The 19932-nt window shown below is 45.6% G+C and carries 12 protein-coding genes; 8 read left to right on the top strand and 4 right to left on the bottom strand.

Annotation, left to right across the window (positions count from 1 at the left end; all coding sequences use genetic code 11):
* The first annotated feature begins 124 nt into the window (after positions 1-124).
* The 7 genes from cmoM to EL341_RS10590 all read left to right on the top strand — a co-directional run bounded on the left by cmoM (position 125) and on the right by EL341_RS10590 (position 11014).
* Positions 125-919, top strand: a complete 795-nt coding sequence (gene cmoM, locus EL341_RS10620) for a tRNA uridine 5-oxyacetic acid(34) methyltransferase CmoM (RefSeq protein WP_047782673.1) — start codon at positions 125-127, stop codon at positions 917-919.
* Positions 916-2238, top strand: coding sequence for a chromosome partition protein MukF (gene mukF, locus EL341_RS10615; RefSeq protein ID WP_126467759.1), 1323 nt, complete (start codon positions 916-918; stop codon positions 2236-2238). Before cmoM ends, mukF begins: the two co-directional genes overlap by 4 nt.
* The gene (gene mukE, locus EL341_RS10610) at positions 2219-2935 is read left to right on the top strand and encodes a chromosome partition protein MukE (protein ID WP_047781341.1); all 717 of its coding nucleotides are present in this window, start codon (positions 2219-2221) and stop codon (positions 2933-2935) included. Before mukF ends, mukE begins: the two co-directional genes overlap by 20 nt.
* Positions 2932-7416 carry a chromosome partition protein MukB gene (mukB, locus tag EL341_RS10605; RefSeq protein WP_074823616.1) on the top strand — a complete coding sequence of 1495 codons (4485 nt, stop codon included), beginning with the start codon at positions 2932-2934 and terminating at the stop codon, positions 7414-7416. The genes mukE and mukB overlap by 4 nt, the downstream gene beginning before the upstream one ends.
* A 213-nt stretch (positions 7417-7629) precedes the next feature.
* Entirely contained in the window at positions 7630-9396 is a 1767-nt protein-coding gene (ldtD, locus tag EL341_RS10600; protein ID WP_114986775.1) for a L,D-transpeptidase, read from the top strand.
* Positions 9397-9655: 259 nt separating this feature from the next.
* Positions 9656-10228: a YcbK family protein gene (locus tag EL341_RS10595; RefSeq protein ID WP_047781339.1), complete on the top strand. Its 573-nt coding sequence runs from the start codon at positions 9656-9658 to the stop codon at positions 10226-10228.
* A gap of 141 nt (positions 10229-10369) precedes the next feature.
* Positions 10370-11014 carry an MBL fold metallo-hydrolase gene (locus tag EL341_RS10590; protein ID WP_074823613.1) on the top strand — a complete coding sequence of 215 codons (645 nt, stop codon included), beginning with the start codon at positions 10370-10372 and terminating at the stop codon, positions 11012-11014.
* Positions 11015-11193: 179 nt separating this feature from the next.
* Here EL341_RS10590 and EL341_RS10585 read toward each other — a convergent pair whose 3' ends face one another.
* The 4 genes from EL341_RS10585 to pncB all read right to left on the bottom strand — a co-directional run bounded on the left by EL341_RS10585 (position 11194) and on the right by pncB (position 16883).
* A complete protein-coding gene (locus EL341_RS10585) occupies positions 11194-12384 on the bottom strand; it encodes an amino acid aminotransferase (RefSeq protein ID WP_074823609.1) in 1191 nt (396 codons plus the stop codon).
* 230 nt (positions 12385-12614) lie between these two features.
* Entirely contained in the window at positions 12615-13700 is a 1086-nt protein-coding gene (gene ompC, locus EL341_RS10580; RefSeq protein WP_074823730.1) for a porin OmpC, read from the bottom strand.
* Between the two features lie 292 nt (positions 13701-13992).
* Positions 13993-15393 (bottom strand): asparagine--tRNA ligase, encoded by a 1401-nt coding sequence (gene asnS / locus EL341_RS10575; RefSeq protein ID WP_047781336.1) that lies wholly within the window; start codon positions 15391-15393, stop codon positions 13993-13995.
* 281 nt (positions 15394-15674) lie between these two features.
* Complete coding sequence (pncB, locus tag EL341_RS10570) at positions 15675-16883, bottom strand: nicotinate phosphoribosyltransferase (protein ID WP_074823606.1); 1209 nt, start codon at positions 16881-16883, stop codon at positions 15675-15677.
* 312 nt (positions 16884-17195) lie between these two features.
* Between pncB and pepN the strand changes: the two genes are divergently transcribed.
* Complete coding sequence (pepN, locus tag EL341_RS10565; protein WP_074823603.1) at positions 17196-19817, top strand: aminopeptidase N; 2622 nt, start codon at positions 17196-17198, stop codon at positions 19815-19817.
* Positions 19818-19932: the final 115 nt, after the last annotated feature.

Below are 19932 nucleotides of genomic sequence, written 5' to 3'. Positions count from 1 at the left end.
GGCATCATGTCACAATGAATAAGATTTATTCTATATCAGCCTGTGTCAAAATAGCAGGTTGATAAACCGATAAGTTAAATATTAGCCAGTATAATAAGTACCAACGGGGTTAAATTTGGATGCCATAAAAGATCGTAACTTTGATGATATTGCGGAGAAGTTTTCTCGTAATATTTATGGCACAACCAAAGGGGAGATCCGTCAGGCGGTGCTTTGGCAAGATCTGGAACGTTGGCTATCTTTGATACCACAGCGTCAATTGCGTATTATTGATGCGGGTGGTGGTGAAGGCGTGATGGCTTGTGAAATGGCTGCCCGCGGTCATCAGGTCATTTTTTGTGACATTTCCATAGAGATGCTGAAAAGAGCAGAACAGGCCGCCATAGAAAAAGGCGTTAGCCATAATATACAATTTATACACTGTGCTGTTCAGGATATATCCGTTCATTTAGAACAGCCGGTAGATCTGATATTGTTTCACGCGGTTTTGGAATGGATTCAGGATCAGCGAGGTGCATTGCAAGCATTAACTCAATGTCTGCGACCGGAAGGTATGCTGTCATTAATGTTTTATAATTATGATGCTTTGCTATTTAGAAATATTACCCTCGGCAATTTTGGCTATATTGATGCCGGAATGCAGAAGAAGAAAAAGCGAACGTTGTCTCCAGATCGGCCATTACACCCTCAACAGGTTTATGACTGGTTACAGGATATGCAGCTGTCAATCATCAGTAAAAGCGGCGTTCGGGTATTCCATGACTACGCACAGAATAAACAGCAACAACAACAGGATTTTGCTGCCTTATTGGCATTGGAACTACGTTATTGCCAGCAAGAGCCGTTTGTCAGTTTGGGGCGTTATATTCATGTTATGGCACAAAAGCCAAACGAATCAAACGTAAAGGATGAATTATGAGTGAGTTTTCCCAGACTGTACCTGAACTGGTCGCCTGGGCACGTAAAAATGATTTCTCATTGTCATTACCGACGGAGCGTCTGGCATTTCTGTTGGCCATCGCGACGCTGAATAGCGATCGTCTGGACGGTGAAATGAATGAAGGTGAGTTGGTTGACGCCTTTAGGCTGGTCAGTAAAGCGTTTGAGCAAACGAATGAAACGGTAGCCGTACGTGCAAACAATGCCATTAACGATCTGGTTAAACAGCGACTTTTAAACCGCTTTACCAGCGAACTGGCAGACGGTAATGCCATTTATCGTTTAACCCCTTTGGGGATTGGTATTACTGATTATTATATTCGTCAGCGTGAGTTCTCCACGCTACGTTTGTCAATGCAATTATCTATTGTGGCTCAGGAATTGAAGCGCGCGGCTGAAGCGGCTGAAGAGGGCGGAGATGATTTCCATTGGCATCGTAACGTTTTTGCGCCATTAAAATATTCCGTTGCGGAGATTTTTGACAGTATCGATTTAACCCAGCGCATAATGGATGAGCAGCAGCAAAATGTAAAAGATGATATCGCTGCCCTGTTAGGTAAGGATTGGCGTGCCGCCATCTCTAGCTGTGAATTACTGTTAATGGAAACCTCCGGCACCTTACGTGAACTTCAGGATACGCTGGAGGCGGCAGGGGATAAACTGCAGGCCAATTTACTGCGTATTCAGGATGCTACCGTAGACAATCTTGAATTACACTTTGTTGATAAGCTAGTGATGGATCTCCAGTCCAAACTGGATCGTATTATTAGCTGGGGTCAACAGGCTATCGATCTGTGGATTGGCTACGATCGACATGTTCATAAGTTTATCCGTACCGCTATCGATATGGATAAAAACCGCGTGTTTTCTCAACGTCTTCGTCAAACTCTGCAAACCTATTTTGATCAGCCGTGGGCTTTAACCTATGCCAATGCGGAACGTTTGTATGACATGCGTGATGAGGAGCTGGCTCTACGCAGTGAGGAAGTCACCGGTGAACTACCGCCAGATTTAGAATTTGAAGAATTTACTGAAATGCGAGAACAGATTGCGGCGCATATTGAAGTTGCACTTGAGGTATATCGGCGCGATGCGCGTCCGCTCGATCTCGGTGCGGTAATGCGCAGTTATTTGACTCAATTCCCACGCTCCCGCCATTTTGACGTTGCTCGACTGTTAGTCGATCAGGCCGTTAGATTAGGGGTAGCAGATGCTGATTTCTCCGGATTGCCTGCCGAATGGCAGTCAATTAACGATTTCGGAGCCAAGGTGCAGGCCCATGTCATCGACAAATATTGAACAAAATATGCCGGCTAAGCTGGCCCAAGCTATTGCAAATCCGCTGTTTCCCGCGTTGGATAGCCTATTACGCGCGGGTCGTCATATTGGTATCGACGAGTTAGACAATCATGCTTTCTTGATGGACTATCAGGATGAGCTGGAATTGTTTTATCAGCGTTATAACGTCGAGTTGATTCGTGCGCCGGAGGGTTTTTTCTACCTACGTCCTCGGTCTACCACCCTGATTGCTCGTTCGGTACTGTCTGAACTGGATATGATGGTTGGTAAAATTCTGTGCTATCTCTACCTTAGCCCGGAAAGGCTGGCTCAAGAGGGAATTTTTAGCGGTCAGGAGTTGTATGAAGAACTGATTTCGCTCTCTGATGAAAGCAAACTATTGAAATATGTTAATCAGCGCTCAACCGGTTCTGATGTCGATCGCCAAAAACTGCAGGAGAAAGTGCGAACTTCCCTGAATCGCTTGCGACGTCTGGGCATGGTGACTTTTGTAGGGACTGATAGCAGCAAGTTTCGTATTAATGAGTCGGTTTTCCGCTTTGGTGCCGATGTTCGCAGTAGTGATGATCCGCGTGAAGCCCAGTTACGTATGATACGTGATGGTGAGGCAATGCCGTTGGAAAACAAGCTATCCTTGTCTGATGATGACCAAAATACTGAGAACACAGCGGAGAACGCGGAGGAAGAACAGGAATGATTGAACGCGGTAAGTTTCGCTCGTTAACGCTGGTTAACTGGAACGGTTTTTTTGCCCGAACGTTTGACCTTGATGAACTGGTAACGACACTTTCTGGTGGTAACGGCGCAGGTAAGTCCACCACCATGGCGGCTTTTGTCACGGCTCTGATTCCCGACCTGACGCTGTTGCATTTCCGTAATACTACGGAAGCGGGTGCTACCAGCGGTTCCAGAGATAAAGGTTTATACGGTAAGCTGAAAGCCGGCGTCTGTTATGCCACCTTAGATGTGGTTAACTCCCGGCACCAGCGCGTGCTGTGCGGTGTGCGTTTACAACAGGTGGCCGGGCGCGACAAGAAAGTTGATATCAAGCCGTTTATGATTTCTGGTTTACCTGCTTCTATTCAACCGACACAAATTTTGACCGAAACCGTCGGTGAGCGTCAGGCCAGAGTATTGCCGCTGCCGGAGCTTAAAGATCGGGTTGAGGCAATAGAAGGCGTACAGTTTAAGCAATTTAACTCCATTGCTGATTATCATGCACTGATGTTTGATTTAGGAGTGATTCCTAAACGCCTGCGCTCTTCATCTGACCGTAGTAAATTCTATCGTCTGATTGAATCTTCTCTTTACGGTGGTATTTCCAGCGCGATAACCCGTTCTTTGCGTGACTATTTATTACCAGAAAACAGTGGCGTGCGTAAGGCATTCCAGGATATGGAATCTGCGCTGCGGGAAAACCGCATGACGCTGGAAGCTATTCGCGTTACGCAATCTGACCGGGATTTGTTTAAGCACCTGATTACAGAAGCCACGTCTTATGTAGCCGCGGACTATATGCGTCATGCCAATGAACGTCGGGTTCATTTGGATGGGGCGCTGGTGCTACGTCGTGAGCTGTTTACCAGTCGGACACAGTTGGTTAGCGAACAATATCGCCATGTTGAGATGTCTCGTGAGTTAGCCGAGCAGTCTGGTGCGCAGTCCGATCTTGAGATGGACTATCAGGCCGCCAGCGATCATCTCAATTTGGTTCAGACGGCCATGCGCCAGCAGGAAAAAATCGAGCGTTATCAAAGCGATTTAGACGAGCTGACCTACCGTTTGGAAGAACAAAATGAAGTGGTTGCAGAATCTAATGAGCATCTTGAAGAACACCAGGCCAGAGCGGAAGCGTCTGAACTGGAAGTGGATGAGCTAAAAAGTCAGCTTGCTGATTATCAGCAGGCGTTAGATGTGCAACAAACCCGCGCTATTCAATATCAACAGGCGCTTCAAGCTTTAGAACGTGCTCGTGCCGTTTGCCAGTTGCCAGAATTAACCAGTGAAAATGCTGATGAATGGTTAGAAACATTCTCTGCCCGTGAGCAAGAAGCAACGGCAGCATTATTAGAACTGGAGCAGAAACTTAGCGTCGCCGATGCAGCCCATAGTCAGTTTGAAGAAGCCTACCAGTTAGTTTGCAAAATGGCGGGAGAAGTCAGCCGTGCTGATGCGTGGAAAACTGCGCGTGAGCTATTACGCGACTGGTCATCGCAACAGCATCAGGCAGAGCGGGTCAATGGTCTGCGTATTCAGCTCTCGGAGCTGGAGCAGCGGTTGCGTGAACAGCAAAATGCTGAACGGTTACTGCAGGAGTTTTGTAAAAAATCTGCTCAGGATTACCAACTGGAAGAACTGGATGACGTTCGCAGTGAACTGGAAGGTCGTCTGGAAGAGCTATCCCAAGGGGCAGCAAGTTTTAGTGAGCAACGAATGGTGCTGCGCCAAGAGTTGGAACAGGCTAACGGCAAAATTAAAATTTTGTCCGAAAGAGCGCCAACCTGGATTGCGGCTCAGGATGCACTGTCTCAGTTAAGTGAGCAGTGTGGTGAGTCGCTGGAAGACAGCGCCCAAATTACTGAACAGATGCAGTATCTGTTGGAGCGTGAGCGTGAAACAACGGTTGAACGCGATCAAATAGCCCAACAGAAACGTGAAGTTGAACAACAAATTGAACGGTTAAGCCAGCCAAGCGGTGCAGAAGATGGGCGCTTATTGGCGTTGGCTGAACGTTTCGGTGGTGTTCTACTGTCAGAAATTTATGACGATGTGGTGCTGGATGATGCACCTTATTTCTCGGCCCTATATGGACCGGCGCGTCACGGTATTGTGGTTCCCGATCTCTCTTTAATTCGTGAACATCTGGAGTCTTTAGACGATTGTCCGGAAGATCTCTATCTTATTGAAGGGGATCCGCAGTCGTTTGATGACAGTGTATTTGAGGCGGAAGAAGTTGCCGGTGCCATTGTCGTTAAGGTATCGGATCGTCAATGGCGTTATTCCCGCTTCCCGGAAGTACCTCTTTTTGGTCGTGCAGCCCGAGAGAATCGTCTTGAAATTTTGAATGCTCAACGTGAGGAACTGGCTGAACGTTACGCTACCGTTTCTTTTGACGTTCAAAAGACCCAACGTTTACATCAGAGCTTTAGCCGCTTTGTTGGTAGCCATCTTTCGGTGGTATTTGAAAGCGATCCGGAAGCGGAAATTCGCCTGCTGACTTCTCGTCGCGGTGAAATTGAGCGTGAGCTTAACGGCCATGAAGGGCAGGAACGCCAGCATAAACAGCAGCTTGATCAGGTCCGAGAAGGTATCAGTCAGCTAAACCGTATTATGCCTCAGCTGCACTTAATGGCGGATGATACGCTGATTGAACGAGTTGAAGTCATTCGTGAAGATTTAGAAGAGGCTCAAGAAGCGGCACGCTATGTTCAACAACATGGTGTAACGTTGGCGAAATTAGAGCCGATCGTTTCAGTATTGCAAAGCGATCCGACTCAGCATGAAAACTTACAGGCCAGCTATACGCAGGCACAGAATACACAGCGTCAGGCAAAACAGCAGGCCTTCGCATTAACCGAAATAGTGCAACGTCGAGTTCACTTCAGTTATAGCGATTCTGCTGGCATGCTGACAGAAAACTCTGATCTGAATGATAAATTGCGTCAGCGCCTGGAGCATGCGGAAGCAGAGCGTAGCCGTTACAGAGAACAACTGCGTTCTTATCAGGCGCAGTCTGCCCAGTTTAATCAAGTATTGGCATCGCTGAAGAGCTCTTATGAAGCTAAACGCGACATGCTGAAAGAGTTAGGGCAGGAATTACAGGATATTGGTGTTCAGGCTGACCCGAATGCAGAAGCGCGAGCTAAGCAACGTCGTGACGAGCTTTACACTGGATTAAGTCAGAATCGCCAACGCTGCAATCAACTGGAGAAGCAGATAACCTTCTGTGAAGCGGAGATGGATAGCCTACAGAAGAAACTGCGCAAGGTTGAGCGTGATTATCATCAGGTACGGGAACAGGTAGTGACAGCCAAAGCTGGCTGGTGTCTGGTGATGCGCTTGGTAAAAGACAATGACGTTGAACGTCGTTTACACCGCCGCGAACTGGCCTATATGGATGCCGAAGATTTGCGTTCCATGTCGGATAAAGCGTTAGGTGCTCTGCGTTTGGCGGTTGCCGATAATGAACATTTACGCGATGTATTACGTGGTTCAGAAGATCCTAAGCGTCCAGAGAAGAAAATTCAGTTCTATATTGCCGTTTATCAGCATCTGCGTGAGCGTATTCGTCAGGATATTATTCGCACCGATGATCCGGTAGAAGCCATTGAACAAATGGAAATTGAGTTGGCTCGCTTAACGGAAGAACTGACGGCGCGCGAACAGAAGCTGGCGATCAGTTCCAAGAGCGTGGCGAACATTATTCGCAAGACCATTCAGCGCGAACAGAACCGTATTCGTATGCTTAACCAAGGGTTACAGGCCGTTGCCTTTGGTCAGGTTAAGAGTGTGCGTTTAAACGTTAATGTACGCGAAGCTCATGCGGGTTTGTTGGATGTATTATCGGAACAGCAAGAACAGCATCAGGATCTGTTTAGCAGCAATCGCTTAACCTTCTCTGAAGCGCTGGCGAAGTTGTATCAGCGTCTAAATCCGCATATCGATATGGGGCAGCGGACGCCGCAGACCATTGGTGAAGAGCTGTTGGATTACCGTAACTATCTGGAGCTTGAGGTTGAAGTATTCCGCGGTTCTGACGGATGGTTACGCGCAGAAAGTGGCGCACTGTCTACCGGGGAAGCTATTGGTACCGGGATGTCAATTCTGGTGATGGTGGTGCAAAGCTGGGAAGAAGAGTCTAAACGCTTACGAGGCAAAGATATTCTGCCGTGTCGTTTACTGTTCCTGGATGAAGCGGCGCGTCTGGATGCTAACTCCATCGCGACGTTATTTGAACTTTGCGAACGTTTGGATATGCAGTTGGTGATTGCCGCGCCGGAAAATATTAGTCCGGAGAAGGGTACAACCTACAAGTTGGTGCGTAAGGTATTCCAGAATCATGAGCACGTTCACGTGGTTGGTCTGCGCGGCTTTGGTACAGAGAAGGAACCTGCCAAACCATTAGATGATGAGCCCAACAGCGACGATGAAGATCTTTCTGAAGAGTTGTTACAATAAAAGCGTGTGAGATAGTTGTATATTCCTATTTCACTGCGATAATCTGTTTATTAGGTCGCCATTTGGCGGCCTAATTTTTCGAATGCCAATTTATAGGGATGTTTTGGTAGAGATGCTTTTCAGTGTGGTAAAAATCATATTTATCAAGCCATAGTAAAACTCAAATGAGGCATAGTGAATAATGGTTAGTTTTTACAAAGTAGGAGACAAAGGATGTTGTTGGTAAAACGAAAAATTCTCCAAAGCTTAACGATAAAGTGTACGTTAGCTACATTAGTGACATTCCCGGCCTTAGGATGGGCTGATGAAGTTGCGGTAGTTAATCAAGCAGAAGTTAATGCGCCAATTGAAGCTGCGGTGACCTTATCGGAAACTGTCGCTGAAGCTCAACCTGAAAGTTCAATAACGGTCATTCATGCTCGTGAAGCGTTACAAAAAGCTTTACCTGCAGAAGTACAATTAAAATATCTGTCGGAACTAAGCGTGATTTATGCGGCTTCAGAGATGAAGGCGCAGTGGGCTGATGAAAAAGTACAACAACAGTTTCAGCAACAGCTGGCCGAAATCGCCTTGTCCGGTATTGCTCCTCAGTTTGGTCAATGGGCTAAGCTGCTATCTGAACCAGAAATTACTGGTTTAGCGCGTGATGCGATTTTATCTGATGCTTTACTGGGTTATCTGCACTTTGTTCACGGTGCTTATGCCAATGGCAATCGTTGGCTGTATAACTTCGGTTCTTATAAGATGGCTGCGCCATCATCGGTCGCTATTCAGCAATGGCAACAGGCAGTTCACAGTGGTGATGTTAGCGCTTTTCTTAAAGGTTTAGCACCACAGAGCTCTCAGTATAATAAAATGCACCATGCGCTGAAATCGCTGGTGGCAAGTGCTCAACCTACAGAGGCTTGGCCACAGCTGACTGCATCTAAGCAAAGTTTGCGTCCGGGTAACAGCAGCAAAGATGTTCTGGTATTAAAAGAAATTCTTATCCGTAGCGGTGTTATGGCGGGGGAAGAGACTGCCGTTGAAGATAACGCGCCATTGGCTGATGAAACCACAACTAAGGTCAAGAAACCCGTATCTCTGGTTTATTCTCCTGAATTGGTTGATGCGGTGAAGCGTTTTCAGCAAATGTATGGTCTGGATGCGGATGGAGTCATTGGCAACAGTACCCGCGATGCCTTGAATATGGCGCCACAAATCCGAGCGGCGGTATTAGCGCTAAATATCCAACGGTTACGCTTATTACCGGCGACACTGGATCACGGTATTTTTGTGAATATTCCAGATTACTCGCTGGCTTACTATGTTGATGGTAAGTTGATCCTTGAATCGAAAGTGATTGTAGGTTCAACCAGACGTAAAACACCGTTGATGAGCAGTGCGCTAAATAACGTGGTGGTTAACCCACCATGGAACGTGCCAGTGAAACTGATCCGTGAAGATTTGGTACCAAAAGCTAAACGTGATTCAGAATACTTGAAGCGTCAGGGCTATACCGTTTACTCCGGTTGGGGAAGGGATGCTGAGGTTGTTGACCCAAGTACCATTGATTGGTCTGAGGGTGGAAACTATCGTCTACAGCAGGCACCTGGCCGCGGTAATGCACTGGGCAGATTTAAGTTCAATATGCCGAATAATGATGCTATCTATTTGCATGATACCCCTAACCATCGCTTGTTTGATAAGAGCATGCGCGCATTAAGTTCGGGATGTGTGCGGGTGAATAAAGCGTCTGAACTGGCAAATATGTTATTAAATGAGGCCGGATGGGACGATAATAAAATTCAGGGAACGCTTAAGCGAGGTAATACTACTTATGCCCCTATCCGTGAAAAAATACCGGTTCAGTTATACTATATGACTGCCTGGGTGTCTGCGGAGGGTAATCCTGAGTTTCGTAGTGATATCTATGGCTACGATCGTGCAGCAAAAGAAGGGATTAAAGAATTACCTCAGGTAGAAAAATTATTGCGTTAATGCAGTAATCCTCTCGTTTTTGTTGTCATAATAAACATGTATTAACGGGCGCTTACATTTTAAGCGCCCGTGAAACAGTCAAATGCTGGACTGTTTTCAATTACAGGTTACTCTACTTATTGATATTAAATCATATTCGTTGGTTTTCTGTTGCCAGTATGGCGAGTAGCTTATTTCAGCAGATAGTGTTAATCAGCTGATAAGCAACCAACGAATGCGATTCACAATGTAAACAGCGTTACTGAGTATAAACAGATATATGGATAAAATTGATCATCATCGCCGGAAGTGGCTGGCAATTGGCGGAGCGACTTTAGGTTTAGTACTTATTCCTGATGTTGTATTGGCGGCTCCAACTAAAACCTCTACAACTAAAAGCAAAAGTCAGGTACGAACCCGAACTTTGCTGGTTAAGAATATCAATACCAATGAAACGATCAAGTCTACCTATTTCAACGGTAAGAGCTACGATAAAAAAGAGTTGGCTCGCTTAAATCATATCTTCCGCGATCGTCGAACCAATCAGGTCATCACTATTGATCCAAAGCTGTATGATAAACTCTATTATCTACAAAAGCAGTTTGGCAATAAAGAACTTGAATTGATTTGCGGTTATCGTAGCGTCAATAGTAATAATCAAATGAGAGCAAGCAAACGTGGCGTTGCTAAACATAGCTATCATACCCTTGGTCAAGCGGCAGATATCCGTATTGTTGGTGTTCCATTAAAAACGCTGCGCGATGCGGCGTTAAAAATGAAATCGGGTGGCGTGGGTTATTATCCTTCAAGTAACTTTGTTCATGTGGATACGGGCCCAGTGAGAAACTGGTAACGCAAAATATTGATTGATGATTAAGGTGCCGATTTTTCAGGCACCTTTTTTATTTCTGCTGGAATACTAAACAAAGTCGACAGAAGGCAGTAGTATTGCTTCATGATCAGAAAATAATATGAGTTACGATGGAGAAGGTCTTTGAAATATAAAATTATTCCCGTTACCCCTTTTCAGCAAAATTGCACATTACTCTGGTGTGAAGAGACCAATAAAGCGGCCATTGTTGATCCGGGTGGTGAAGCCACGTTATTAATGCGGGCAATCGATAGTTTGGGGTTAACCTTAGAGCAAGTGCTATTGACCCATGGTCATTTGGATCATGTTGGTGCGGCAAAAGAAATGGCTGAACGTTACAACGTGCCCATTGTTGGCCCACACAGAGATGATGCTTTTTTGTTAGAGAGTTTGGCAGAACAAAGTGCTCGGTTTGGTTTAGAAAACTGTACGCCTTTTACCCCTAATCGTTGGTTAGAAGAGGGGGATAAAGTGAGCGTGGGTAATGAAACGCTATTTGTTCGTCATACTCCTGGCCATACGCCGGGGCACGTGATTTTCTTCTCAGAGTCATCGAGATTAGCTTCCGTCGGTGATGTGTTATTTGCTGGTGGAATAGGGCGAACCGATTTCCCTCGCGGTAATTATACCGATCTGATTAACTCAATTCGTGAAAAACTCTGGCCTTTAGGCAACGACGTCCAGTTCATTCCCGGACATGGGCCAATGTCAACATTCGGCGATGAACGCCTGACTAATCCGTTTGTAGCGGATAGTGCTGTCAGATAAGAGAGAAAATAGAAATAGAAAAGGACGCTTAAGCGTAATGCCGATCAGTTAAGCGTTTTTATTCCATCTACCCCGTCATCCCGGTGAAAACCGAGATGACGGAATTTATCAGTTATTGCATACAGAGTGGGATCCTTAACTAACAAACATTACACCTAAGCGTCAGTCTCCCTCCCAACTCAAAGCACAGCAACAATTGCTTCACACAGCGGAGCCATATTATCTAACGTCATTCCGGCAACGTTGATACGCCCTGAGTTAACCGCATAGATAGCATATTCGTCTCTTAAACGCAGCACCTGCTCTTGAGACAGCCCACTGAAGGAGAACATACCATTTTGTTGGATAATGAAACTAAAGTCCTGTTGAGCGCCTTTTTCCTGCAGAGTATTAACGAACAGCTGACGCATACGATGAATACGCTGACGCATATCGGTTAATTCCTGCTCCCAAGTAGCGCGTAGGGTTGGATTACTCAATATGGTGGCAACCACAGAAGCACCATGGGATGGCGGATTGGAGTAGTTGGCACGAATAACAGATTTTACCTGACTAAAGGCACGTTCAGCGGTTTCGCTATCGGCAGCAACTAAGGTAAATGCACCGACGCGCTCATTATATAAGCCAAAGTTCTTTGAATAGGAACTGGCAACAATCAACTCAGAATGGGTAGCGGCAAAAACACGCAGTCCCTGAGCATCTTCTTCTAAACCGTTAGCAAATCCCTGATAGGCAAAGTCAAACAAAGGCAGCCAACCGCGTTCAGCGGAGAGTTTAGCCAGTATTTGCCATTGCTCTGCCGTTGGATCGATACCGGTAGGGTTATGGCAGCAGCCGTGGAACAGTACCACATCACCCGCTTGGGCTTTCTCTAAGCTGGCCAACATCCCTTCAAAATCCAGCGCATGCTCTGACGCATTGTAATACTGGTATTCAGGGGTTTCTAATCCCGCCGCCTGGAAGACATTTTTATGATTTGGCCAAGTTGGGTTACTGATCCAGACGCGTTTTGCGCTGGTATTGGCTGCTATAAAGTCTGCTGCAATACGCAGGGCTCCGGTGCCACCCGGTGATTGGGCGGTACGAGCACGTTTGTCAGCGATAATTGAATTACCCGCACCAAACAGTAATTCTTGAGTACAGCTGGCAAATGCTGCTAGACCAGCAATACCGAGATAGTTTTTGGTATTTTCATTTTCCAGCAAATACTGCTCAGCTTTTTTTACACTATCAAGAACCGGCGTGTGACCTGTTTCATCTTTATATACACCAATACCAAGGTTAATTTTATTCTGGCGGGCTTCGGCGTTATACAGCTCTCCCAATCCTAATATCGGGTCAGCAGGCGCGGCTTTAATATGTTCAAACATAGTAGATGGCTTCCATGAATTAGAGTAACAGGGGGAAAACAATAGTATAGCCAGAGTATCGTTAATTTGTCGGATTTGACAATGATTTAACAAGAAAAAGTAAATAAAACTATAAAGTTGCTATATATATTGAAAAATCTAATAACCTTGTTGAATTACGATAGAAATATTTTTAAAGCCAATTAAAAAGGCACCCGAAGGTGCCTTTTGTTATCTTATTTAAAGATAAATTAGAACTGATAAACCAGACCTACAGCTACAACGTCATCAGTTGTGATGCCAGCAGCTTTAGTGAAGCTGTTATCATCTAACTGGTTGATTTTATAGTCAACTTTAACAGACATGTTTTTGTTAAAGTAGTAGTTAGCGCCAACATCGATATAGTTTGCTAATTCTTCGCTATCGAAATTGTGTACGCCATCAGTATAGCCTAAGTCTTTACCTTTTGAGTAAACCCAAGCCAGAGATGGCTGCAGGCCGAAGTCGAATTGATACTGAGCAACTAACTCAACGTTTTGGGTTTTGTTAGCAACAAATTTGTTGTCGGTACCAAAACGAGTCATGTTGTAAGTTTGGCCATAAATAGCAGCCAAGTAGATGTTGTTAGCGTCGTATTTGATACCACCAGTAGCGGCATCTGCACGGTCACCACGGTGATCTGCAGTTTGACCATCAGTACGATCAGATGATGCATAAGCTGCACCTAAAGATAGACCCATACCTAAATCATAGGTAGAAGACATACCCCAACCGTCGCCGTTACGATCAGAACCGTTACGGTCACCAGAGTCGTTACGACCTTGGTATTGAACGGCAAAGTTCAGACCATCAACCATACCAAAGAAGTTTTTATTACGGTAAGTTGCTAAGCCACCAGCACGCTGAGTCATAAAGACGTCAGTTTGTTGGAAAGAGTCGCCACCGAACTCAGGCAGAACGTCAGTCCAGCCGCCGATGTCATATAGAACGCCGTAGTTACGACCGTAGTCGAAAGAACCCGCATCACCCACTTTCAGACCAGCGTAAGCTAAACGAGTCTTCTGAGAGTTATCGCCTTCTTTCTTGTCGGCTTTCAGTTCTGCTTGGTAGAAACCATAGCCAACAACCTGATCGCTAACCTGAGTTTCGCCTTTAATGCCGAAACGAACGTAGCTCTTATCGCCATCAGCACTTTTATCATCGGAGAACAGGTGAGAACCTTGGATTTTACCGGTGATATCTAACTTGTTGCCGTCTTTGTTATACACTTCGGCTGCGTTTGCTGCACCGGCAACTAACATTGCTGGTACCATAACTGCTAAAATTTTACGTTTCATCATTTTATTAACTTCCCTCATTGGAGTTGTCTAGCATCGGCCACTGCATTCAGCTTTATAGCTGATAACAATTGATGCATTTTTTAAACCACCCGCAGTTTTTCATTCGTGCGGCAGTTAATCTAGCCTTTAAATGCTACTAATATACTAAAGAAGTTACAAGGGGAAAATAGCTGTTTCTAAATGTGAATAGGAATGAACTTTGTGATAAGTCTCTAATTTTTAAAAAACAAAGGGCCAAAATATTTGGCCCTTTGGGTGTTGAACGAATTTTAAACGCTTTTTGTTGCGTTTAAAATGAAACGTTTCTTGGCGTTCTTGGGAACGGAATCACGTCACGAACGTTTTGCACTCCGGTGACATAAGCGATTAAACGCTCAAATCCTAAGCCAAAGCCAGCATGAGGAACGGTACCATAGCGACGCAGATCGCGATACCAGCTATAGTCTTCTTTATTCATGCCGAGCTCTGCCAGACGGCGATCGAACTCTTCCAAACGTTCTTCACGCTGGGAACCACCGATAATTTCACCAATGCCCGGTGCCAGAACGTCCATGGCGGCAACGGTTTTGCCGTCTTCGTTCATACGCATATAGAAGGCTTTGATATCTTTCGGATAGTTCTTGACCACCACCGGCGCTTTGAAATGTTTTTCTGCTAAATAACGTTCGTGCTCGGAGGAGAGGTCGATGCCCCAGCTAACCGGGTTTTCAAAGCTTTGACCACAATTTTCCAGAATCGTGATGGCATCGGTGTAGTCAACCTGAGCAAAATCAGAGTTCACGAATTTTTCCAGACGAGAAACGGCCTCGTTGTCTACACGCTCAGCAAAGAAGGCCATATCATCAGCACGTTCTTCAAGAACCGCTTTAAACACATACTTCAACATGCTTTCAGCTAATGCGGCGACGTCATTCAGGTCGGCAAAGGCCACTTCCGGCTCAACCATCCAGAATTCTGCTAAATGGCGGCTGGTATTCGAGTTTTCTGCACGGAAGGTCGGGCCAAAGGTATAGATCTTGGATAAAGCACTGGCGTAAGCTTCGCCGTTTAACTGACCAGAAACCGTCAGGAATGACTCTTGACCAAAGAAGTCTTCACTGAAATCAACCTGACCTTTATCGGTACGCGGTAGATTTTGCAGATCCAGCGTAGAAACGCGGAACATTTCACCGGCACCTTCGGTATCGGCTGCTGTGATAATCGGGGTGGAAACCCAGAAATAACCTTGTTCATCAAAGAAACGATGAATTGCCTGAGCCAGCGTATGTCTTACACGGGCAACGGCACCAATGATGTTAGTGCGCGGACGTAAGTGGGCGACTTCACGCAGATATTCGATAGTATGGCGTTTAGCCGCCATTGGATAAGTGTCTGGATCGTCTACCCAGCCAGCAACTTTGACATCAGTCGCTTGTAGTTCAAAAGACTGGCCTTCACCGGGAGATGCGACCACTTTACCGGTAATGATGACCGAGCAGCCGGTTGTCAGGTGTAAAACTTCATCCTGATAATTTGGCAGAGAACTATTGATAACAGCCTGTAATGGATTAAAGCAGGAACCGTCATAAACGGTTAAAAAGGATATACCGGCTTTAGAATCTCGCCGGGTACGTACCCAACCGCGTACGGTGACTTCGCTGTCAACCGCGGCACGGCCTTGCAGTACGTCGACTACAGGCACTACGCTCATAAATTTCTCTCTTATGATGTTAATTTATCTGAATGATGACTTAAGGCCGGTTACCTATTCGTTGGTAACGCAATGGCCTGAACTCTGTATTATTTTCTGCATGTTAACTGACAATCAGAAAACAGCAATATCCGCAGCATAGTAAGATACAACAACTTACCTTAGCACTCAGGTTTTGACCCATAAGTTTGCGGAAACTGAACTAACCAGTAAAGGTACTAAAAAAAGCCGCTCATTTACAGTAGTAAGGCGGCTTTTCTTTCATATATATTGCCAGAATATCAGTTGTCACGTTTTACTAAAGGTAAATTAAAGGCTTTATGCAGTGCTTTAACGAATCCTTTGTCCTGACAAATGGTTTTTCCTGGACTATCAGACAGCTTGGCAACGGGTTTACCGTTACATTGAATCAGTTTTATGACGATATTCAGCGGGTTAACGCCTGGAATGTCGCAGGTTAGGCGCGTTCCAATGCCAAAAACCAGTTTGACTCGAGTGTGAAAGCGTTTGTATAGCGCCAGCGCTTTGTCCAAATCGAGATTATCAGAAAAAACCAAGGTTTTCGTTAATGGATCAATAGCAAGATTCTGATAGTGAGCAATAGCCTTTTCGCCCCATTCAAAGGGATCGCCGGAGTCATGACGCAGCCCTTCATATTGAGTAGCAAACTGGATACCGAAATCATGCAGGAATGCGTCCATAGTAATGCAGTCAGTCAGGGCAATACCAAGCTGATTTGGATATTCATCCAACCAACCTTGTAAAGCGGCTCGCTGGCTATTGGCTAGAACCGGGCTAATTTGCTGGAAAGCCTGAAACCATTCATGGGCTTGAGTGCCAATCGGTGACAGATTCAGGCGGCGCGCCAGATCGTAATTACTGGTGCCAATCAGGTAAGGAGAGAACGATTGCTGTAATACGGTCACAATCGCTTGCTGCACATCTTTACTGTAGCGACGGCGTGTACCGAAGTCGGATACTTTAAACTGTGATAAATCGACGTCAGCGTAATTAGCACGAAAATGGGCAAGTTTGTTATGCAGGAAATCGATTGCCTGTTGGCGACCAATTTCAGGTGTTCTGTGGCGATGAATAGTTTCACTGATAACCGCCAGCAGAGGAACTTCCCACAGAATCGCTTCATACCACAGTCCGGTAATACGAATCTGTAATTTCCCGTTTTCATTGGTGACTTGTACCTGATCTGAATTGAAGCGGAATGTTTTCAGCCAGTCCAGATAGTCTTGATGAAAGAAGGGAAGAGAGGCCAGATAGTGGTACTCGTCTTCAGTTAACGCCAAGTCTTGCATTAAAAAGATTTGTTGGCGAATTTCATCAGCATAATCACCCAGAGCATCTTCACTGCGACAGCGAAACTCCGCAACCACGGTAGTATTACGGTAATGATGAAAAACAGCCTGCTGCATATGCAGCTTATAAGCATCGGTATCTAATAATGAAGTAAGAATGGGGCTTGCCTGTGGTTTCATGTTGCGGTTACTGTTTTCTCATTAAGTGACGCTCTGAAATGTCTGGGGAGTATACCTTTTATATTTCATCAAATAAAACGGTTGTATAAAGCCCTTCTATCGAGGGTACCTAAAAACAGGTGAGTGCCCAGCGGTAATGTTGGGCTTAGGTAAAAGGTTTATTGCGGTTGCTATCCTGATATTTTCGGTTAGTCAGACAATAGTAAGGAAGAAAATGATTATTTTTCTTATTTAGCCACGCGCGGTTTTGCAACTGACGAGGAAGAAGCATAGACTCAGTTTATGAATTGATTGAACAACATAGGTTTTTTTATGACACAGAAACCACAGGCAAAGTATCGCCAGGATTATCGTAAACCTGATTTTATTATTACTGATATTGACTTGGATTTTGATTTAGCGCCGGAAACCACTCGAGTAACGGCGGTAAGTCAGGTGCAGCGCAATGGAAAAAATAGTGCGGCATTAGTACTCGATGGGGAAAGCCTAACGCTGATCTCCGTTAGTGTGAATGATCAAGACTGGACGGATTATCAACAAAAGGAAGGTCAGCTGGTGTTGAACAATCTTCCCGACAGTTTTACCCTGAAGATTGTTAATGATATTCATCCGGCGACCAATAGCGCACTTGAAGGGCTCTACGTTTCTGGTGATGCACTATGCACCCAGTGTGAAGCTGAAGGTTTCCGACATATTACCTATTATCTGGATCGTCCGGATGTGCTGGCTCGCTTTACCACTCGGATCGTAGCGGATAAAAAAAGCTACCCTTATTTGTTATCCAACGGTAACCGGATCGACCAAGGGGAGCTGGAAGATGGGCGCCATTGGATCCAGTGGCAGGATCCTTTCCCAAAACCGAGTTACCTGTTTGCTCTGGTAGCCGGTGACTTTGATGTCTTACGCGACAAGTTTGTTACTTGCTCTGGGCGTAGCGTCGATCTGGAATTATATGTTGACCGCGGTAACCTCGATCGTGCGGACTGGGCGATGACCTCGTTGAAAAATGCCATGAAATGGGATGAGACCCGTTTTGGGCTAGAGTACGATCTGGATATTTATATGATCGTGGCCGTTGATTTCTTCAATATGGGCGCGATGGAGAATAAAGGATTAAACGTCTTTAACTCCAAATATGTGCTGGCAAAAGCCGAAACCGCAACGGATAAAGATTATCTGAATATAGAATCGGTGATTGGTCATGAGTATTTCCATAACTGGACCGGAAACCGCGTTACCTGTCGCGACTGGTTCCAGCTCAGCCTGAAAGAGGGACTGACGGTATTCCGCGATCAGGAATTCAGTTCAGATTTGGGCTCGCGAGCGGTAAACCGCATCGATTCCGTTAGAGTGATGCGCGGTGCGCAGTTCGCTGAAGATGCTAGCCCAATGGCGCATCCAATTCGCCCGGATAAAGTTATCGAGATGAATAACTTCTATACTCTCACGGTGTATGAGAAAGGATCGGAAGTGATCCGTATGATGCATACGTTACTGGGAGAAGAGAAGTTTCAGGCGGGTATGAAGCTTTATTTTCAGCGCCATGACGGTAGCGCAGCCACCTGCGATGATTTTGTGCAGGCCATGGAAGAAGCTTCCGGTATCGATTTAACGCTGTTCAAACGTTGGTATAGCCAGTCCGGTACGCCGCAGCTAACGGTACTTGACAGCTATGATGCGGATAAACAGCAGTATAGCCTGACGGTGAGCCAAATGACGCCACCAACTCAAGATCAGGCAGAAAAGTTACCTCTGCATATTCCATTAGATATTGAGCTCTATGGCAACGGCGGTGAAGTAATCCCGCTTTATACGGCAGGGAAATTGGTTAATCCTATTCTTAACCTGACGGAAGCCAAGCAAACCTTTGTGTTTGATAATGTGCCACAGCAACCAATTATTTCGTTGTTGAGAGAGTTTTCAGCCCCGGTGAAGCTGGACTATCCATATAGCGATGAGCAGCTAGCGTTTCTGATGCAGCATGCCAGCAATGATTTTGCTCGCTGGGATGCTGCTCAAATGCTGCTGGCAAAATATATTAAGCAGAATGTTGCAGATATACAGCAAGGTAAACCGTTTGAGCTACCTCTACATGTGATTGATGCTTTCCGCGCCATTCTACTGAGCGATAAGTTGGATCCGGCCTTGGCGGCGCAGATCCTGACACTGCCATCAGAGAATGAAATGTCTGAGTTGTTTGAGGTTATCGATCCAGACGCCATTCATACAGTAAAAGCAGAATTGGTGAATACCTTTGCTCGGGAAATGCAGGATGAGTGGTTGGCGGTTTATCTGGCTAACAGAACCAAAGCTTATCGGATTGAACATGGTGATATTGCCAAACGAGCGCTGAGTAACGTGTGCTTAAGCTATCTGGCTTTTACCGAAAGCGAATTTGCCGACGGGTTGGTAAGCCAGCAGTACCATCAAGCGAATAATATGACCGATTCTCTTGCCGCCTTGTCTGCGGCGGTTGCTGCTCAGTTACCTTGCCGGGATGCGTTAATGTCAGCCTTTGATGAGCGCTGGCATCAGGATGGTTTGGTGATGGATAAGTGGTTTATTTTGCAGGCCAGTAGTCCGGATCGTCATGTATTGCAGAATATAACATCGTTACTTAATCATCGATCTTTCAGCATGAATAACCCAAACCGGATCCGTTCATTGATCGGCGCTTTTGCTTCTGCTAATCCATCGGCATTTCATGCGAAAGATGGTTCAGGCTATGCGTTTTTAACTGAGGTATTGGTGGATCTTAATCAACGTAACCCGCAGGTGGCTTCACGGTTGATTGAACCGTTGATCCGTTTAAGTCGTTATGATCAAGTGCGTCAGGGGCTTATGCGTAATGCTTTAGAGAAGTTGAGAGGTTTGGATAACCTGTCAGGGGATCTATTTGAGAAGATAAGTAAAACGCTAAATAAATCATTCTAGGTAATATTAAGCCAGCTCGATAGTGTTTGTTGGTTAAGAACATTTGATGAGTTGGCTTTTTCTTTTGGCCTTTCTTTGAGCGCTGGAATGCAGGGGGCGTTCGTCCTTAATGCCC

It is taken from the genome of Pragia fontium, assembly GCF_900638655.1.
GTDB classification, from domain to species: Bacteria; Pseudomonadota; Gammaproteobacteria; order Enterobacterales; family Enterobacteriaceae; genus Pragia; species Pragia fontium.
This window is presented reverse-complemented; position numbering and strand designations above follow the sequence as displayed.